This window comes from Sphingomonas sp. MMS24-J13 (genome assembly GCF_044905095.1).
Lineage (GTDB): Bacteria > Pseudomonadota > Alphaproteobacteria > Sphingomonadales > Sphingomonadaceae > Sphingomonas_I.
In genome coordinates this window covers 2,130,823-2,148,551 of record NZ_CP173258.1, presented here as the reverse complement: position 1 = coordinate 2,148,551, position 17,729 = coordinate 2,130,823, and the positions used below count along the sequence as shown (strand labels likewise).

The window sequence follows — 17,729 nt, the reverse complement described above, 5'->3', positions numbered from 1 at the left end:
TTCCACCCTAATGATGTGAAGGGCCAGTGCCACCCCGTCAGAATCAGGTTGTGCAGTGCCCCGTGCCGCATATATACTTCACACGTTAATAATAACCCGTCAAACGACAGGCAAGAGGGATGGGGAGCGAGAGCATGGCCTTGGACAAGGAAGCAATTGCGGAGCGGTATCCGCGCCTTCGCCGCGTCGTCACCGGGCATGACGCGGCCGGCAAGTCGATCGTGCTGATCGATGGATTTCCCACCTTCCACGGCGATCTCGCCGCCGGCAGCTGGGGCGTGCAGGACATCTGGGAGTCGGACGTCGTGCCCGCGCCGATCGATGCGACCGAACGCGATCCGACCGATGGCCCGGTCCATTTCGGTATTCCGAATACGGGTGTCCGGGTGCGGATCACCGATATTCCGCCGTCGGTGCCGGGTGCCGAACCTTTCATGCACCGCACCAACTCGATCGATTATCTCCACGTGCTCGAGGGCGAGATCGTCATGCTGCTCGACGATGCCGATCATGAAGTGGTGCTGCGCAGGGGGGACACGATCGTTCAACGCGCGACCAACCACGCCTGGGTCAATCGCAGCGGCGCGCATTGCCGGGTGCTGGTGGTGATGGTTGCAGGGCGGATCACCGATGATCTGGAGAAGATCATCGGCCCGATGCCGCCTTGGCCGCCGCACAATCCGAACGATTGAAGTTACGCCCTCTCCCAAAGGGAAAGGGCTTTCGGGCGGGCGTTGGGCACCGAATCATCATTGCTCCTAAACTGATTATCATGTTAATTTGATCGAAAGCGGGAAGGTTGAGGATGGCGACGATCGAAGCGCCGGTGCGCCCTGAATTGCGCATGGCGAGTGACGCACAGATTGAGGACGCGGTCGGCCATGCGGACCTGATGGTGCTGCGCGGTCTGCTCTATCAGCTGACCGGTGATCCCGAGCTCAAGGCGATGGAATTGAAGCGCGTGAAGATGGGCCGCGCGGAAGTGGTGGCGCCCGCGACCGACGCGGACGCCGCGCTGGTAAGGCGCAAGGCCGTCGACTTCCTCAAGGCCTATCGCGACTCAGGTGCGGGCCGGATCGGCTATGGACCCGAGGAAAGGCTGCCCGAGAGCCTGGCGCTGATCGTCGGTCACGAGATCAAGGCGGAGGCGATCGACCTGATGGTCGAGGAAACCGCGCTCGATCCGTGGGCACGGTCGCTCCAATGGCAGGCTGAACCCGATCCGGCGCGGCTCGAAACGTTCAGCGTGATGATTATCGGCGCGGGCATGGGCGGGCTGAACGCCGCGGTGCAATTGAAGCGCGCCGGCATCCATTATCATATCGTCGAGAAGAATTCGGGCGTCGGTGGCACCTGGTACGAGAACCGCTATCCGGGCGCGCGGGTCGATACGCCGAGCCGGTCGTACATGAACCTGTTCGGGGTCGACTTTCCGTATCCTTATGCGTTCGGCAATCACGTCGAGAACCAGAAATATTATGACTGGGTTGCCGACGAATTCGATCTTCGCGGCGACATCACCTTCGATACCGAAGTGCGCGCGCTGACCTGGGACGAAGCGGCATCGATGTGGGAGATCCATGTCGACGGGCCCCAAGGCGAGCACACCCTGCTGGCCAATGCGGTGATCACCGGCGTCGGCTTCCTCAATCGGCCTAACATGCCCGAAATCGAGGGCATGCGTGATTTCGAAGGCCCGTCATGGCATACCGCGCGCTGGCCCGAGGATGTCGATCTTGCCGGCAAAAGGATCGCAGTGATCGGCACGGGCTGCACCGGCTACCAGCTCGTACCCGAACTCGCGCATACCGCCGGCCACGTCACCGTCTTCCAGCGTACGCCGCAATGGCTGTTTCCCGTGCCAGGCTATCTCTCGGAATCGTCGCCGCAGGTGCAGTGGCTCGATCGCAACTTGCCCTATCACACCAATTTCATGCGCTTTCGGGCCTTCTATGCGGCTGGGCCCGATCTTGCGAAGATCTTCGATATCGATCCCGATTTCGACGATCCCTTCGCCTGCAGTGCGGTCAACAAGGCGGCGCGCGACGCGAGCATCGCCTTTCTCGAAAGCAAGCTCAGCGATCCCAAGCTGGTCGAGATCATGACGCCGAACCATCCGGCGTGGTCGGCGCGGCCGGTGGTGGTCGATCCGGAGTACAGCATCCTCGATGCGCTGCAGGCCGACAATGTCACGCTCGTGACCAACGGCATTCGCCGCATCAACCGCACCGGCATCGAAGACGGGCAGGGCGTCCAGCACGATGTCGACGTGATCGTCTATGCGACCGGCTTCCGCGCCAACGATTTCCTTTATCCGATGACGATCACCGGGCGCGGCGGCCAGACGATCGAGGCTTTATGGGCCGCCGACGGCGCGCGTGCCTATCTCGGCTGCATGATGCCGGGCTTCCCCAATCTGTGGGCGCTCTATGGACCCAATACCAATGGCGGGCTGCCCGTGGCGCAGTTCCACGAAATGACCACGATCTACGCGCTCCAGTGCATGGAAAAGCTGATCCTCGACGGGAAGGACACGATCGAGGTCAAGGAAGACGCTTACTGGCGCTACAACAAGCTGGTCGACGAGGGGAACCGGATGAAAGTGTGGGCCGATCCGCGTGCGCACAATTACTGGTGGACCAAGCATGGCCGCACCGCCTCGCAAATCCCGTTCACCGGCTATGAAGTGCGCGAATTTCTGCTCCATCCCGATTTCGCGGACATGGAAATCCACTGACGGGCGGGTGCATAAGCAACGAGAAGCGGTGGTTCGCCGATCATAGGAGAGACGATATGTACAAGGTTCTGGTTCTCTATCAGACGCCCGACGATCCCCAGCACTTCAAGGATTATTATCTGGGTACGCATCTGCCGCTCGCCAAGCAGCTGCCCGGGCTGGAGGCGTGCCGCTACACGTTCGACGTGCGCTCGCCGATGGGCGAGGCGCCCTTCTTCTGCATCTGGGAAGGCCAGTTCGCCGACGAGGCCGCGTTCGGCGCGGCGATGCAGTCCGAGGCTGGCCAGAAGGTCGCGGCCGATGCCGAAAACTATGCGTCGGGTGGCTATACCCTCGTCCATTATCCGCTGGAGGATTTCGCATGAGCGCCCCCGTTCTTCGCCATCCCGATCGCCTGTTCATTGGCGGTGCCTGGGTCGAAGCCCATTCGGGCCGCCAGATCGAGATTGTCTCGCCCGATACCGAGCAGGTCGTGGCGCGCGTCGCCGAGGCCGACGAGACCGACATGGATCGCGCAGTCGCTGCTGCGCGCAAGGCTTTCGACGAAGGGCCGTGGCAATGGATGCCGCCGGCCGAGCGCGTCGCCGCGATGGGGCGGCTCGTCGAGGCGCTGCGCAAGCGTGAGCCCGAGATTGCTGCGGCGTGGACCCAGCAGATGGGCGGCCTGACTGCGATCGCGCCTTATCTCACCGGCCGCGGCACCCAGAATCTGCAGGAAGCGATCGATCTCGGCGGGACCTTCCCGTTCATTACCAAGGTCGAGAGCAAGGCATCCCCCGTCGCCTATGTCGTCCACGAGCCGGTCGGCGTCGTCGCCGCGATCGCGCCGTGGAACGTGCCCTACATGATCATGGCCGCCAAGCTCGCGCCGGCTTTGTTGTCGGGCTGCACGATCATCATCAAGCCCTCGCCCGAGACCCCGCTCGAAGCCTATATCATCGCCGAGTGCGCCGAAGAGGCAGGGCTGCCGGCGGGGGTGATCAACCTCGTTCCCGGGCATCGTGAGGCGTCCGATCACCTCGTCTGCAATCCGGGCGTCGACAAGGTCAGCTTCACCGGTTCGACCGTTGCCGGCAAAAGGATCGGCTCGGTCTGCGGTTCGCGCATTGCGCGCTGCACGCTCGAACTCGGCGGCAAATCGGCTGCGGTCATCCTCGACGATTTCTCGGCCGAGGAAACCGCCAAGGTGCTGGCCGGCGCGATCACGCTCGTCAGCGGGCAGGTCTGCGCGATGCTGACCCGCGCGATCGTCCCCAGGCGCCGTCACGACGAGATCGCCCATGCGATCGCAGCCGAGATGAAGAAGGTGCGGGTCGGCCATTCGGATGACGCCTCGGTCAATATGGGACCGCTCGCGATGCAGCGACAGCTGGATCGGGTCGAATCCTATATCGAGAAGGGCCAGAAAGAGGGCGCTGATCTGGTCACCGGCGGTGGCCGCCCGGCGCACCTCAACCGCGGCTATTTCTTCGAGCCGACTTTGTTCGCCAATGTCAGCAACGATATGACGATCGCGCGCGAGGAGATTTTCGGTCCCGTCCTGAGCCTGATCCCGTGCGACGATGTCGATGACGCGATCCGCATCGCCAACGATTCCAATTATGGTCTCAACGGATCGGTGCTGACCCACGATGCCGATGCTGCGTGGAAGGTCGCGCGGCGGGTGCGGACCGGCAATGTCGGCCAGAACGGGATGCGCAGCGATTTCTCGTTGCCCTTCGGCGGCTACAAGCAATCGGGCATCGGTCGCGAAGGCGGATCGCAGGGCCTGATGCATTATCTCGAAACCAAGACGATCCTGCTCGACGGCGCGCCCGCCGAGTTGGCCTGATCTCCCGACTGCCGGAGCGTCGCGCACTCCTCGCGCGGCGCTCCGGTTATTGTTTGGAGAGGGATACCGCGATTTATCCACCCGTCGCCCTGAACTTGTTCAGGGTCCACCGTGCGGACCGCACTGTCCGCGCAAATTGCCCGGTGGATGCTGAAACAAGTTCAGCATGACGAAGAAACGGGAGGCGAGTGAGGTTTCTGTTGCTCGCCCTCAGGTTTCCGCCTGCTCGATGATCCGCACCAGATCGGTCAGCGTATCGCACACCGGTGTCGGTACGCCCAGCCGCGCACCTTCGCGCGCGATCGCACCGTTGATCGTCTCGATCTCGGTCATCCGGCCATGCTCGCGGTCCTGCAGCATCGAAGCCTTGTGATGAGCATGCTCGCGCAAGGCCGCGTCGATCGTCGCGATGATCTGCTCCCGATCGATGTGAATTCCGGCCGCTGCCGCGACGTTCGCAGTCTCGTCCACCACCTTGGCAGCGAGCCGACGGCCGGGCTCGTTGTCAACGCCGGCATTCGCTACCTGGCAGATCATGCCGGTGGCGTTAAGCGCCGCGTTGAAGGCCACTTTTTCCCAGACGGCGGCCTTGATGTCGCCCGCGACCTTGGTCTTGAAACCCGCATCGTGCAGCAAAGCTGCCACGGCGGGCGCGAAGCCCTGCGCGGCGGGGGTAAAGCCGCCGACGTCGAGCAAGCCGAACCCGTGCGTCACGACCGATGAAGGCCCGGTAAGATCGGCCGGCACGTGCGCGGTTCCCATCACCACCTGTTCCGGGCCGAAACCCTCGGCAAGGAGCTCGGCATTACCGATGCCGTTCTGCAAGGTCAGAGCGACCGGCCTCGTGGCCGCCAGATGCGCCACCGACCTGATGGCGGCAGCGCTATGGATACCTTTGGTGAAGAGGATCAGCAGATCCACCGGCCCGGCGACATCCGCGGCCAGCGCCGCGCTTACCGCCACCGTCCGCGATCCATGGTCATCGACCAGCGTGATGCCCTCGCGGCCGATGATCGAAAGCCGCTCGCGATCGACGTCCACCATCGTCACGTTGGCACGTTGCTCCGCCAGCCGCGCCGCGAACAGGCACCCCATCGCACCAGCGCCGACGACCGTGACGCTGGGCGCCGATGATGAAGACAGCATAAGTCCGCTCCTACACGCCGTAAACGTCGAGCATGGTCGGGACGACGTCGTTCATCAACCGGATGATCTTGCGCGAGATCTTCCACCCGCCGTTTTCGAGGCGCAGCTCGTGCTCGTAGCGGCCGAAATAGGCGTGGTCCCGCTTGGTCCGCACATCGTGGACATTGACGATGAACGAGGAATCGAGCCGCACCCGCACATCGTCCACCGGATCGGTCAGCACATTGCCGATCATGTGCGCGACACGCGGCATCACCACCGACGCCGCGGAGAAACCCGATCGGATGCGCTGGATACGATCCTCCAGATTGCGCCGGCCGCGATAATAGATCAGCGACAGCTCTCGCTCGGGATCGTCGGTCGGTGTGCCATCGTCGCGCCATGCCGGCATCCAGAACAGGCAGTCGGCGGTGTAGAGCGCGAGCCAGGCGTCGTAATCGCCCGAATTGAGGAACAAGGCCTCGCGATAAAGGAAAGCCGCCGCTTCGGCCTGCGAAAGCGTGCTCACGACAGCACCTCCCCCATGCGCTGGGCCCAGGCGCGGTAGTAGCTCGCGAACAGGCTCTCGTCGCAAAGCTGCGCGTCGGCGAGCACGCTGCGCGCCGGCTTGAGATCGATCATGTCCGAAAACTGGTTGCCGCCGTCGACCGAGGCGGTCAGCCCGCGTGCGTGGCCCTGCAGCCAGGGCCGCTCCTGTTCGGCCATGCCGAGTTGGGCCTCCTCGTAGCAGACGGTGTCGTCGGGCGTGGCCATGCCGGTCGGATTGAAGAAATCCTCATACTGCCGGATGCGCAGCGTCCGCGCCTGCGCACTCTCGCCGCGCGGGGCGATGCACCAGGTCTGCATCTCGGTCAGGTCGTGCGCGATCGGACGGATCACGCGCATCTGGCTCGACGCATTCTCGGCGATCTGGAGGTTGGGGAAGATCGTCAGGTTGCGCATGTTGAACATCCAGTTGCGCCGGGCGACCCCATGCAACTCGGCAATCTGCTCGGCACGCTCGAAATCGGGCTGAGCCGAAGAGACCGGCATGATGCCCCAGTTGAGCACGTGGCCATGGTCGAAGCTCATCGTCCCGCCGGTGACGCCGCTCGCCTCCTCCTGCCAGAAATCGGCGGCGCCCAGCGTGGCCTGCACCACCTCCGCGGTCTTCTCCTTGGCGCGCTGCTCGAGGATGCGGATGTAGCTCGGGTGGGTCGAGGTGAAGTGATATTGATCCGAGCAGTTTTCGAGCTGCATCTTCCAGTTGGCGGCATAGGTGAAGCACACGCGCCCCGGGACCAGTTCGACCCCCTCGGGGCTCTTGTCGACCACCAGATCGAGCAACTTGCGCGTCTCGCCGAGATACTCTTCGAGGCTCGGCACATCGGGGCTCAGGCTGGCGAAGAGGAAACCGCGATATTCGCCGAAGCGGGCGACCGGCGCCAGATCATGGTCCTGATCGTCGAAGCCGGCGCCGTAACAGCCGCTCTTCTTCCACTTGATGTTGCGATTGACCCCCGCGCTGTCGAACGTCCAGCTATGGTAGGGGCAGACGTGGCGCGCGGCATTGCCGCACAATTTCTGTACCAGCCGGACGCCCTTATGCGGGCAGGCGTTGATGAAACAGCGCAATTCTCCCTGGCCGTCGCGGCTGACGATGATCGGCACACGCCCGATGAAGTTGGAGAAATAATCGTGCGGGTTCTCGGCCTGGGTCGAAAGGCCGATGAACACCCAGCCGCTCTCGAATACATGCTTCATCTCGAGCGCGAACAGGGCCGGATCGCGGAACAAGGCGCGATTGATGCGGAACACCCCATCCTGGGGGCGGTCGTCGATCAGGTCGCGAAGGAAGAAGCGTTCAGTCATTCCAGCCTCATACTCACTCATCTACAATGATCTCAACCGGAATCGCGTTGACCCAGCGCAAAGCCGGATCAGCCCGCTTGCTTCGATCATTCGGAATCTGGTCGGGCGCCGGCTTGGGAGCCTTGGCCAGAGGAAAGTCGCAGAATTACGCCAAAAACATAACGTGATAAGTATATTCTCGAGTCCTGCCTGTCAACGCGCTAAACTTTCTGCCGTCACCGCAGCGAAGGTTGGGGTCTCAGGAAGGATGAGATGCCCTGCTATCCTCCTGAGATCCCGGCCTTCGCTGGAATGACGAATGGGTGGGATGGGTCTTTGCTAACACTTGATGCGATCAGGACCGCAGATCCAGATCGGGATCGAGCGTCACGTCATGATCGATCGGCACGCCGGCGGTGTTGAGGAACATCGCCAGCATCACGAAATGGCCGACGACGAAAATCGCATCCATGCACTGCCGGTCGTCGAAATGAGCGGACAGCGTCGTCCAGATATCGTCGGGAATGAAATGCTGCGCCACGAGCGCGTCGGCGGCCGCGATCAGAGCGGCATCGGCCTCGCTCCAGTCGCGCTCCTTGATCGGCCGCTTGAGCGCGGCCATCTCGTCTTCCGTCAGTCCAACCTTCCGGCCGTAGGGGATGTGGCGCGACCAGACATAGCCGGACTTGACCAGCCATGCCGTGCGAAGCGCCAGGATCTCGCGCTCGCGCTCGGGCAGGGGGTTGCGGTCGATCATCACATAGGTTGCCCACACCCGGAACGCCTTCAGCGCGGCGGGATGACGCACGAACGCACGTGAAACGCCGAAATCGGCGCCGACCTCCCGGAACGGCGCGATGATCGCCTCCTGCTCCTCGTCGAGCTCGGCGTCGGTCAACGGCCCCAGCCGTGGTGTGTTCGTGCGCATCGCTCTCTCCTATTGGGCGGTGAAGCCACCATCGATCACCAAAGTCGATCCCAGCGCGAAACTCGAGCGCGGGCTCGCGAGCCACAGCACTGCGTCGGCCACCTCGGATGGTTCGCCGAAGCGTCCGATCGGCAGCCCCTTGCGGATCAGGGCGTCGGCGAACGGATCGACGAACTTGCGCATCTCGCCGCCGAGCGAAGTCCGTACGGTGCCTGGCGCGATCGCGTTGATGCGGACTTCGGTCTTGGCCAATTCCAGCGCGACCGTGCGAGTGATGCCGACGATACCATGCTTGGCGGCGACATAAGCGGCAAAACCCGGCGCACCGGTGAAGGCGACGTTGGACGTCGTGTTGATGATCGAGCCCCGATTGCGTGGTCGCATGTGGCGCACCTGTGCACGAGTGCAGAGCCAGATACCCTTGAGATTGACGTTGATGACGCGATCCCAATCTTCCTCGCTCGTATCCTCGATCGCGCGCGGGGGCGAATTGATCCCGGCATTGTTGAAGCCGACGTCGATAGCACCGAATGTCTCGATCGCCTGCGCGTGCGCGGCATCGACTGAGGCGGCGTCGGATACATCGACCTGTACGGCAAGAATATCGTGCCCCATCGCCTGGCGTGCTTCTGCCAGCAGATCGGCGTTCCAGTCGAAAATCGCCACGCGCGCACCTTCGCGCACGAAAGCTTCGGCGCAAGCTCGGCCGATCCCGCGCGCGCCGCCGCAGATCACGACCGATTTGCCGCCCAGCTCCAGATCCATGCGTGCCCCTCCTGTGCGCAGGCCGTTCATTGACCTGCTTCACAAAACATAACATGATAAGTATATTTCGGGAGTATCGGTGTCAACGACATAGCGGATTTCCCTTCCGGGCCAGTGCCGGTGGGAAGTGGCGCGATACAGGACAAGCAAACCCGCGCGACTGCGAAGCGGGCAGGGTGGAAGGGTGCGGAGATGGTTTCAGCCGGCAGGATGGCCGCGTGTGCGGCAATGCTCGTTACCGGGGTCGCACGGGCGGAGGGCCCGGCGGCGACGTGGGCATCTGCACCACAATCGGTGATCGCCCCCTCAAAGAACGAGGGGCTCGATGCGTGGGAAGATTTCAAGGGCAAGCTCACCAAGAAGACGGTCGAGGAGCATCTCGAGGATCCCGTGCTCAAGGGCGCGATCGACATCCACGCCCATTTCGGCCCCGACGCTTACGATCGCCAGTGGGACGCGTTCGAGATCGCGAAGATCGCGAAGCAACGGGGCATGCGCGGGCTGGTGCTCAAGAACCATTGGAGCGAGTCCGCGGGCGAGGCGTATCTCGTCCGCAAATATGCGGACGTGCCGGGGCTCGAAGTGTTCGGGGGGCTTGTCCTCAATGCGACGGTGGGGGTATCAACCCGCAGGCGGTGCGCTATTTTGCCGAGGTGGAGGGCGGTTACGCCAAGGTCGTGTGGATGCCGACCCACGATTCAGCCAACGAGGTGAATTACCTCAAGGAGGTCCGCCCCTACGTCATCGTCTCCAAGGACGGCGTGTTGCTGCCGTCGGTACTGGAGGTGCTCGATCTGATCGCGCACTATAAACTGACGCTCGCGACCGGGCATGTCTCTACGAAGGAGATGCTTCAGATTGTCGCCGAGGCCGAGAAGCGCGGCATCGCGCACATTATCATCACCCATCCGGGGCTCGGGCCGATGTACACCGATCCGACCATCGATCAGCTCAAACGGGTCACGGCGCAGGGGGCTTATGCCGAGGTGGTGGCCTCCGAACTGGTCGGGAAGACGAGGGACGCTACGCTGCGCATGATCCGGGCGCTGGGGCCGGCCCATTGCTTCGTCTCGTCGGATAGTGGCCTGCCGGGCTTCTTCGCCCATGCCGACGCACTGGTGCACGCCGCTCGCGTGCTGCGCGAGGCTGGGTTCGGCGAGGACGACCTGAACCTGATGTTCAAGGCCAATCCCGCAAGGGTGCTGGGATTGCCCGTCCAATAGAAATGGGAGGAGTGCTCCTCACCAGCACGGATTCTCCGGCCGCGATACGCCCGTCATTTCATTCACGATCAACCGCCGCGTGAACCGCCACCCCTCAGCGGTGCGCACCAGATCGTCCTCGTAATAGCCATAGCCCGCGACATAGGGCCAACGTGGCTTGTTATCGTTGTCCAGATCGAACCAGTAGGCGCGTGCCCGCGCGGTATCGCCCTGGATGTCGATCACCTGATTGGTCACGAAGTGGCGCAGATGCGACGCTTTGGTCGGCGCGGCGGCCGCCGCGATCCGGCCGAAATAGGCGCCGATCCGGACGCAGGCATCATGGATCTCCGAATGGCCCCTGGCACGGCCTTCGGGCCATTCCATCTCCCCATCGGCGACGAACAGCCCGGCATAAACGTCGGCATCATTCCAATCGAGCGCATACATGTAGCGGTTCTGCATCTCGGCAATCTCGAGCCTGTCGATCACCTTTTGCAGCGCGGTCTGATCGGGTAACCCGGCCACTTTCCTCTCCAATCTAGTTAACATGTTCACCTTGCAATAAGCGGCATCTGCGCGCAAGAGCCCGGCACGGATTGAGAGGGGATGACGATGAGCCCGGAGACAATGGCGCAGGCGTTGTACGATCGCATGCAGATCGAGGAATTGTTCACACGTTATTATTCGGGGCTCGACGCGGGCGATCCCGAAGGCTTCGGCAGATATTTCGTCGAAGGCGCCGAACTGGACGTGAACGGTTATGTGGCGCACGGATTTAGCGAGATTGCCGACCTGTATCGTGCGGTCTCGGCCGACAAGCCGCGGCTTACCGGCCAGTTCCGGATGATCCTGAGCAATCTGGTGATCGCGCTGGACGGCGACACGGCCACCGCGCAGATGCTGTGGACCCAGACGCTGAACGACACGATCAAGGGACCGCCGCGGTTGATCGAGCAGGGGCGCGAGTTCGACCGGCTGACCAAACAGGACGGCCGGTGGCGGATTACCAAGCGGGTGGTGATCGCCGATTCAGGTCTGCCGGACATCTTCGACGAAACTTACGTGCCGCGCGCCGATTTTAGGATTTGACTACGCTACCACGCGTTTCACGAACCGCGCCACCTCGACGTCGATCTCGGCATTCTCCGGTGCTTCGCTCGGCAGGAAACCGGCGTGCGGCATCGCCTCCCACACATGCAGTTCGGCATCGACCCCAGCGTCGCGCAACTTGCGGTGCATCAGCACCGAGTTGGACAGGAACAGGTCGCGCGTACCGGTCTGGATCAGGGTCGGCGGGAAGCCTTTGGTGAAGTCCGCGAACAGAGGCGAGACATAAGGATCGCGCAAGTCGTGCCCGTTGGCATAGAGCGCGTTGCATTCGGGCAGGCCGCGCTTGAGAACGACGTCGAGATCCTCATTGGTGCGGAAGCTGTCGCCAGCTTCGGTCAGATCGACTTCGGGTGTGAGCAAGACCGTTCCAGCTGGCTGGGGCAGCCCGCGATCGCGGATCATCAAGGTCGCGGCGGCGGCGATATTGCCGCCGGCGGAACTGCCCCCGATCACGATCCGTGTCGGATCGAGTGTCTCGATCAGATTTGCATAGACCGCGACGACATCCTCCGGTGCTGCCGGGAACGGATGGTCGGGCGGCATGCGATAGTCGACTGACACCGTGCGCGCGTCGATCGCTACCGCGGCGCGCGCGCCCATCACTTTGGCGAACGCGCCGCCGCCGACCACGAATGCGCCCCCATGAACGAACAGATAGAGCGGGCCGTCGGCCGCTACGCCGCCAGTGGGTTCGCAATCGTAGCAGGGTACGCCGCCGATCTCGGTCGTTTCGATCCTTGCCGCGATCGTCGCAAGGACGGGCGCGGCCATCTGTTCCCAATTGGCGTCGCTCGCTGCGACCTGAGCGCGCCAGGCGTCGGTGTCGTCGGGCGAGGGCCACGGCATGGCGGGCATCGCCGCGCCTGCCGATAGCGCCGCTTGCGCGATCGGGCTGATCGTCGACGGCGGTGGGATATCGCGCGCGCGTATCGCGACGGGGATCAGGGCGGTGTCCGGCTCGGCCATTATATTCTCCAGTGTCTGGTCTAGCGCGCGGGGCCTTCGAGTATCCCGGGCGATTTCAATGGAACGGCGTAAATATCGTCGCAGGCGGTGATGTAGAGCGTCTTGGCGTCGTCACCCCCGAACGCGAGTGCTGAGGCGCAGACCAGTCGGGCGGGCTCGGCATCGCCCGGTTTCGGCATGCGCAGAATGCCGAGCAACTTGCCGGCGGGCGAAGTGATGCGCACGCTCCCCGTCAGCGGCCCGGTCGAATAGAGATTGCCCCGGGCGTCGGTCTTCATCCCGTCGCCGATGCCTTCGCCCTGCGTGAAGAGGGTGCCGGCACCGACGCTGCCGTCGGGGCGGACCGGGTAGCGTATGACCCGCGGATTGGCGGCGGTCGTGCCGGCCGAAAGGTAGAGATATTTGCCGTCGGGCGAGAGAGCGATCCCGTTGGGTTCGTCGCCGAGTTGCTCTCGGCTGACGACCTTGCTGACCTCGCCGTCTTTCCACCGCCAGACCGAGTCCGGCATCTGCGCGAGGCCGCCATTGATGCCACCGCGCAGGCCGACGTCGGAATCGGTGAAATAGATCGCCCCGTCCGCAGCGATCGCAACGTCGTTCGGCCCGTTGAAGCGCTTGCCGTCCGCCTTGTCGGCCAGCACGGTGCGCGTGCCGTCATTCTCAAGCCGCTTGATTGCGCGATCCTGTCCTGCGCACCAGATCAGGCGCCCTTGTCCGTCGATGCCGGTGCAATTCGGACCGATCAGGATCAGATGGAGCCGCGCGAAGGAAGCAAGCTTGCCGTCATGCGCGAAATCGGTGCCGCTATAGCCGGCGGTTTCGAGATAGGCCGAAACCTTACCGCCCGGCGTAACCTTGTACACCACGTTACCGATGATGCTGCTGACCAACAGGAAGCCCGGTGCGCCGGATTGGCCGCGTACCCAGACCGGCCCGTCGGCGAAACCAAAGCCCGAGGCGATCTTCCTGAGTTTGGCGTCTGGTGCGATCAACGCGTCGAGCGCGGGGTCGGCCCTGACGATCGTGAACGGCCGGGCCGCCGAGTGGGCGTTGACGGCGCCGATGCCCAGACATACGGCCACCAGCGCACACCCGATCGATCGCCGACGGAAATATCGCCTGCTGGGCTGTGATCGCCTCATCCTGTTTTCCTCCCCCGCAACGCTGGCGGCCTCTCCGTATCGCTAGCGTGCCCGATCGCGTTCCGCATCGATTCCCTTTGAACGACCGGATCGGGCTTGATCACGCAGTCGCTTGCCGGGGACGGCACAAAATTTTGCCTATTTCGACAACTTAATGCGTTAAACGTACTTTTGATAAAATCTTCTATGGGAGTCTAGGCGCTCGCGCGGTTGGATGGGGTGAGTGCCATTGCGGATAATTAACCGCTCGCACGGCTATTATCAACTATCTGATTATATGATATTTTCCTACGGGTTATGCATCCGCGACGGGATCCGCAGGGTGTCGCGCATCGCGCTTCGTTGACTCGAGCTTTTCTTGAAGATAGTTATCATGTTATGTTTTGTGGCGCGGCTACATGGCATGCAGCGCACAGGCTCCACGCAAGATGGCGGCCATCGATGCGCACAAGAGAGGAAGGAAATCGGAATGGCACTAAGGGGAGGGTTCTGTTCGTCCGCAGCCACGGGCCGGCAATTGCTTGCCGGCACTTGTCTGGCTGCGTTAGTTGTCCTGCCGCAGCCGGCGGTGGCGCAAAATGCCGAGACACCGCACCAGGGCGCGGCGTCGGCAAAGGTCGATCAGCTCGGCGATATCGTCGTCACCGCGCGTTTCGTGAGCGAAAAGCTGCAGGACACACCGATCGCGATCACGGCGCAGACCAATGCACAGCTGGAGGCCGCGCACGTCACCAATGTCGGCACGCTGGGTGCAGTGGTGCCGAATCTGCAGACCATACCGGGCGATTCACAATCGGCCGGCACGCCCAAGATCAGGATGCGCGGCATCATCCAGGGTGAATCGTCGAGCATCGCGGTGCCGCCTGCGGTCGCGATCTATACCGACGATGTCTATCACGCGACGACGGCGGGCTCGGAACTGGATTTCACCGATCTCGACCATGTCGAGGTCAATCGCGGCCCGCAGAGCACGCTTTCGGGCAATGCCAGCATCGGCGGCTCGATCAAGCTCTACACCAAGGATCCGGTCGGCAACAATTCGGGCTATCTCTCGTTCGAGGGCGGCAGCCGCAAGAAACTGGGTGCCAACGGCGCGATCGACCTGGGCATCTCGCCGACCCTGGCGATCCGCGTCTCGGGCAATTTCGAGCGGCAGGACGGGTTTGAGCAAAGGCTCGATTTCACCTGCGAGATGCAGAAGCTCGGCACGCCGGCGCTGGCCGGAACCTTGCCGCTCGCGCAGCCGGATTCGGCGGCGCGTGATTGTGTACTTGGTCGTCTCGGCGGTTACAATCATACGACCGGCCAGGTGAAGCTGCGCTGGCGGCCGACCGAGAAACTCGACATCATCCTGACCGCGCGCAAGCATATCGAGCGGGACGAGGAAACGCCCGAAGTGGCGTTGTCATACCAGCCTAACCCCAATCCGAACACGACCAACGCGCTGGTGGAAACCTACAATATCGCAGTCCGGAACGCGTTCGGCATCCAACTCGACAGCCGCTTCGTCGCTCCGCCGGGCACGGGCGGCTACGCCACCTACGCGACCAATTGCCGGCCCAACATCAACATCCAGCCTAACGGCTTCTGCTTCGATCGCGGCAAGCAGGCGGATCACGCGCTATTCTCGGGCAAGATCCACTACGACATCACCGATGATATCCATCTGACCGGGATCGGCGCCTATACCAAGTATAGTAACGCCTTCACCCAGAATGGCGATCAGTCTCCCTTTGGTTATGTCGTCTCGCACTTCACCAACCAGGACAATCAGGGGTCGGGCGAGGTACGGCTTGACGGCAAATTGTTCGACAATCGGCTGAACTGGGTCGTCGGCGGCTATCTGCTGCGGCTCGACGGCTACCAGAAGAACAGCATCAACTTCCTGACGACCAGTCAGCAATCGGTCGTGCACGGCACCAACAACTCGCAGTCGGGCTTCTTCCACCTCGATTTCAACATCACGCCGAGATGGCGGGTTTCGGGTGGTGCGCGTTATACCGACGGCACGATCAAGATCACGATCAACAACCCGACCGCGGTGTCGGTCATCGATCCGGTCAAGTCGGTGCAACATCGCTGGGATTGGCTGATCTCGACCGATTACAAGATCACCGACAATATTCTTGCTTATGCCAATGCTGCGACCGGATCGCGCCCGCCGGGCCTGACCACGATCGTCAACACCGCGCGCCAGCTTTCGCCGACGCCGGCCGAGGATCTGATCTCGTACGAAACCGGGCTCAAGGCGGAATGGTTCGAACGCCGCCTGCGCACCAACCTGTCGGCCTTCTATACCGACTATAAGTCGCTCGCGACATCGGTGCAGGGCTATGAATGCGTCGGCCAGACCGGTGCGACCGCGATCTGGTATCCGACCCCGGCGTCGTGCCAGCAATACGCGCCTAACACTGGCAACGTGCAATATTTCATCAATGCTGCGATCCCGGCGAAGATCTACGGCGCAGAGTGGGATATTACGTTGGTTCCGATCGAAGGGCTGCGCCTTGACTGGACCGGTGGCTACAACCACTTCAAGTCTGGCATCAAGACGGTCGGCCAGCCGGGCTATCTCTTCCCCGGCAACCATCGCCAGCCGATCTGGAACATGCACGCCGATGCGTCCTACGCGATTCAAACTCCGATCGGCAGCTTCACACCGCGGATCGACTGGAGCTGGCAATCGCAGCAGGATTACGATCCGTCGGCGCAGTCGCGTGCGCCGCTACCGGTCTATATCATCAAGCCCTATTCGCTCTGGAACGCGCAGATCGCTTACGAAACCGATGATCGCAAATGGTCCGCGACTTTGTCGGTCGCCAATCTGGCCGACAAATTCTACCGTTATCAGGTGCTGCAGGGAACGCTCGACGCCCAGACGCGCTTGGCGCCACCGCGCGAAATCACTTTGTCGGTCCGGCGCGTGTTCTGATTTATCCTTCTCCCTCTGCTCCCCGGGCACGCCCCGGGGAGTTTTTTTATCCAGGGCCGAATGGGTTCGCCTATCGCGTGGAATTGACCACTTATGACGATCGCATATGATACTCCAAAAAGCGGCTTCGGCCGGCTCGGAGAGGATCAGACGATGCGCGAAGTCCCGGACTATCCGCAGCGCGGGCCGGGGGACGGCGCGCCCATCTACACCTCGACCCTGCATGGCGAGCGCACCCAGGTGGAGGTGTTTTCGCGCGTTCCCGATCATGAATATCGCAGCTTCGAGATGGGACGGATGGGGCTGATAAGGCTGCGCTGCGGATCGGTTTCGATCCGGCGCGAGGCCGCCGACATCCGCGAACGCTCGAACGGCATGTCGACCTTCATCCACCAAGTGCGGGGATGCAGCGCCTTCAACCATTACGGCAACCAGATCGCGCTGGAAAAAGGCGATTTCACGCTCTGCAACAACAGCACGCAATATGAACTGCGGCCCGACGGGCCGAGCGAGATCATCATGTTTCGCGTGCCGACCGCGATCGTCCACGATACCATTCCCTTGTCGGATTTTCTGTGCGGGCGGCGGCTGGCGCACGATGTGAGCCTCGCGCCGATGGCGGCGGCGATGGCGCAGACCCTCGTTAGCGAGGATCCGAGCCGGCTGCATCCCGATCAGGCCGAACGGGCAGGGCGGCACCTGCTCGATGTGTTGGCGAGCGCCTACATGGCCGCGTTCAACGATCGCAACGCGGCTTCGGCGGTGATGGCGGCGCGCTTCTGGAAGGTGAAGCTCTTCATCGAGGAGCATCTGCGCAATCCCGAACTGAAGCCCTGCTTCATCGCGCGGCGTATGGCCCTCTCCGATCGCTATTTGCGGATGATCTTCGCGGTCAGCGACGAGGCGCCCTCGGCCTATATTTTGCGCCGCCGGCTCGAGGAATGCGCGGCCCAATTGCGCGATCCGCGCTGGCGTCATTATTCGATCACCAACATCGCCTTCGGCTGGGGCTTCAACAGCGCTCCGCATTTTGCGCGCAGTTTCCGCAGCCAGTTCGGCTGTTCGGCCAGTGATTATCGCGGGCAGGCGCTCTCGTAGAGCACCGATTCCGATAAGTCCGTCATTCCCGGCCTCTCG

Annotated in this window: 15 protein-coding genes and 1 pseudogene; 8 read left to right on the top strand and 8 right to left on the bottom strand. The window is 62.6% G+C overall.

The window, feature by feature from the left end:
• The first annotated feature begins 134 nt into the window (after positions 1–134).
• From AB4Z44_RS10045 to AB4Z44_RS10030, 4 genes are all read left to right on the top strand, one after another.
• The gene (locus AB4Z44_RS10045) at positions 135–692 is read left to right on the top strand and encodes a cupin domain-containing protein (RefSeq protein ID WP_404713895.1); all 558 of its coding nucleotides are present in this window, start codon (positions 135–137) and stop codon (positions 690–692) included.
• Positions 693–805: 113 nt separating this feature from the next.
• Positions 806–2,737: a flavin-containing monooxygenase gene (locus AB4Z44_RS10040; protein ID WP_404713894.1), complete on the top strand. Its 1,932-nt coding sequence runs from the start codon at positions 806–808 to the stop codon at positions 2,735–2,737.
• A 56-nt stretch (positions 2,738–2,793) separates the two neighbouring features.
• Positions 2,794–3,102 carry an EthD family reductase gene (locus AB4Z44_RS10035; protein WP_404713893.1) on the top strand — a complete coding sequence of 103 codons (309 nt, stop codon included), beginning with the start codon at positions 2,794–2,796 and terminating at the stop codon, positions 3,100–3,102.
• Complete coding sequence (locus AB4Z44_RS10030) at positions 3,099–4,568, top strand: aldehyde dehydrogenase (RefSeq protein WP_404713892.1); 1,470 nt, start codon at positions 3,099–3,101, stop codon at positions 4,566–4,568. The genes AB4Z44_RS10035 and AB4Z44_RS10030 overlap by 4 nt, the downstream gene beginning before the upstream one ends.
• A gap of 210 nt (positions 4,569–4,778) precedes the next feature.
• Here AB4Z44_RS10030 and AB4Z44_RS10025 read toward each other — a convergent pair whose 3' ends face one another.
• From AB4Z44_RS10025 to AB4Z44_RS10005, 5 genes are all read right to left on the bottom strand, one after another.
• Positions 4,779–5,714: a ketopantoate reductase family protein gene (locus AB4Z44_RS10025; RefSeq protein ID WP_404713891.1), complete on the bottom strand. Its 936-nt coding sequence runs from the start codon at positions 5,712–5,714 to the stop codon at positions 4,779–4,781.
• Between the two features lie 10 nt (positions 5,715–5,724).
• Positions 5,725–6,222 (bottom strand): aromatic-ring-hydroxylating dioxygenase subunit beta, encoded by a 498-nt coding sequence (locus tag AB4Z44_RS10020; RefSeq protein WP_404713890.1) that lies wholly within the window; start codon positions 6,220–6,222, stop codon positions 5,725–5,727.
• Entirely contained in the window at positions 6,219–7,565 is a 1,347-nt protein-coding gene (locus AB4Z44_RS10015; RefSeq protein ID WP_404713889.1) for an SRPBCC family protein, read from the bottom strand. Before AB4Z44_RS10015 ends, AB4Z44_RS10020 begins: the two co-directional genes overlap by 4 nt.
• 334 nt (positions 7,566–7,899) lie before the next feature.
• Complete coding sequence (locus AB4Z44_RS10010) at positions 7,900–8,472, bottom strand: carboxymuconolactone decarboxylase family protein (RefSeq protein ID WP_404713888.1); 573 nt, start codon at positions 8,470–8,472, stop codon at positions 7,900–7,902.
• 9 nt (positions 8,473–8,481) lie between these two features.
• Positions 8,482–9,237, bottom strand: coding sequence for an SDR family NAD(P)-dependent oxidoreductase (locus tag AB4Z44_RS10005; protein ID WP_404713887.1), 756 nt, complete (start codon positions 9,235–9,237; stop codon positions 8,482–8,484).
• Positions 9,238–9,429: 192 nt separating this feature from the next.
• Here AB4Z44_RS10005 and AB4Z44_RS10000 point away from each other — a divergent pair.
• Positions 9,430–10,460, top strand: a pseudogene (locus tag AB4Z44_RS10000) (DUF6282 family protein).
• An 18-nt stretch (positions 10,461–10,478) separates the two neighbouring features.
• Here AB4Z44_RS10000 and AB4Z44_RS09995 read toward each other — a convergent pair.
• Positions 10,479–10,967: a nuclear transport factor 2 family protein gene (locus tag AB4Z44_RS09995; protein WP_404713886.1), complete on the bottom strand. Its 489-nt coding sequence runs from the start codon at positions 10,965–10,967 to the stop codon at positions 10,479–10,481.
• 87 nt (positions 10,968–11,054) lie between these two features.
• Between AB4Z44_RS09995 and AB4Z44_RS09990 the strand changes: the two genes are divergently transcribed.
• Positions 11,055–11,531: a nuclear transport factor 2 family protein gene (locus AB4Z44_RS09990; protein ID WP_404713885.1), complete on the top strand. Its 477-nt coding sequence runs from the start codon at positions 11,055–11,057 to the stop codon at positions 11,529–11,531.
• On the opposite strand, the gene AB4Z44_RS09985 is transcribed toward AB4Z44_RS09990, so the two are convergent.
• Positions 11,532–12,518, bottom strand: coding sequence for an alpha/beta hydrolase (locus tag AB4Z44_RS09985; protein ID WP_404713884.1), 987 nt, complete (start codon positions 12,516–12,518; stop codon positions 11,532–11,534).
• 20 nt (positions 12,519–12,538) lie between these two features.
• Entirely contained in the window at positions 12,539–13,600 is a 1,062-nt protein-coding gene (locus tag AB4Z44_RS09980) for an SMP-30/gluconolactonase/LRE family protein (protein ID WP_404713883.1), read from the bottom strand.
• A gap of 628 nt (positions 13,601–14,228) precedes the next feature.
• On the opposite strand from AB4Z44_RS09980, the gene AB4Z44_RS09975 reads away from it, so the two are divergent.
• Positions 14,229–16,592 (top strand): TonB-dependent receptor, encoded by a 2,364-nt coding sequence (locus tag AB4Z44_RS09975; RefSeq protein ID WP_404713882.1) that lies wholly within the window; start codon positions 14,229–14,231, stop codon positions 16,590–16,592.
• 153 nt (positions 16,593–16,745) lie between these two features.
• Positions 16,746–17,690 (top strand): helix-turn-helix domain-containing protein, encoded by a 945-nt coding sequence (locus AB4Z44_RS09970; protein ID WP_404713881.1) that lies wholly within the window; start codon positions 16,746–16,748, stop codon positions 17,688–17,690.
• Positions 17,691–17,729 lie beyond the last annotated feature (39 nt).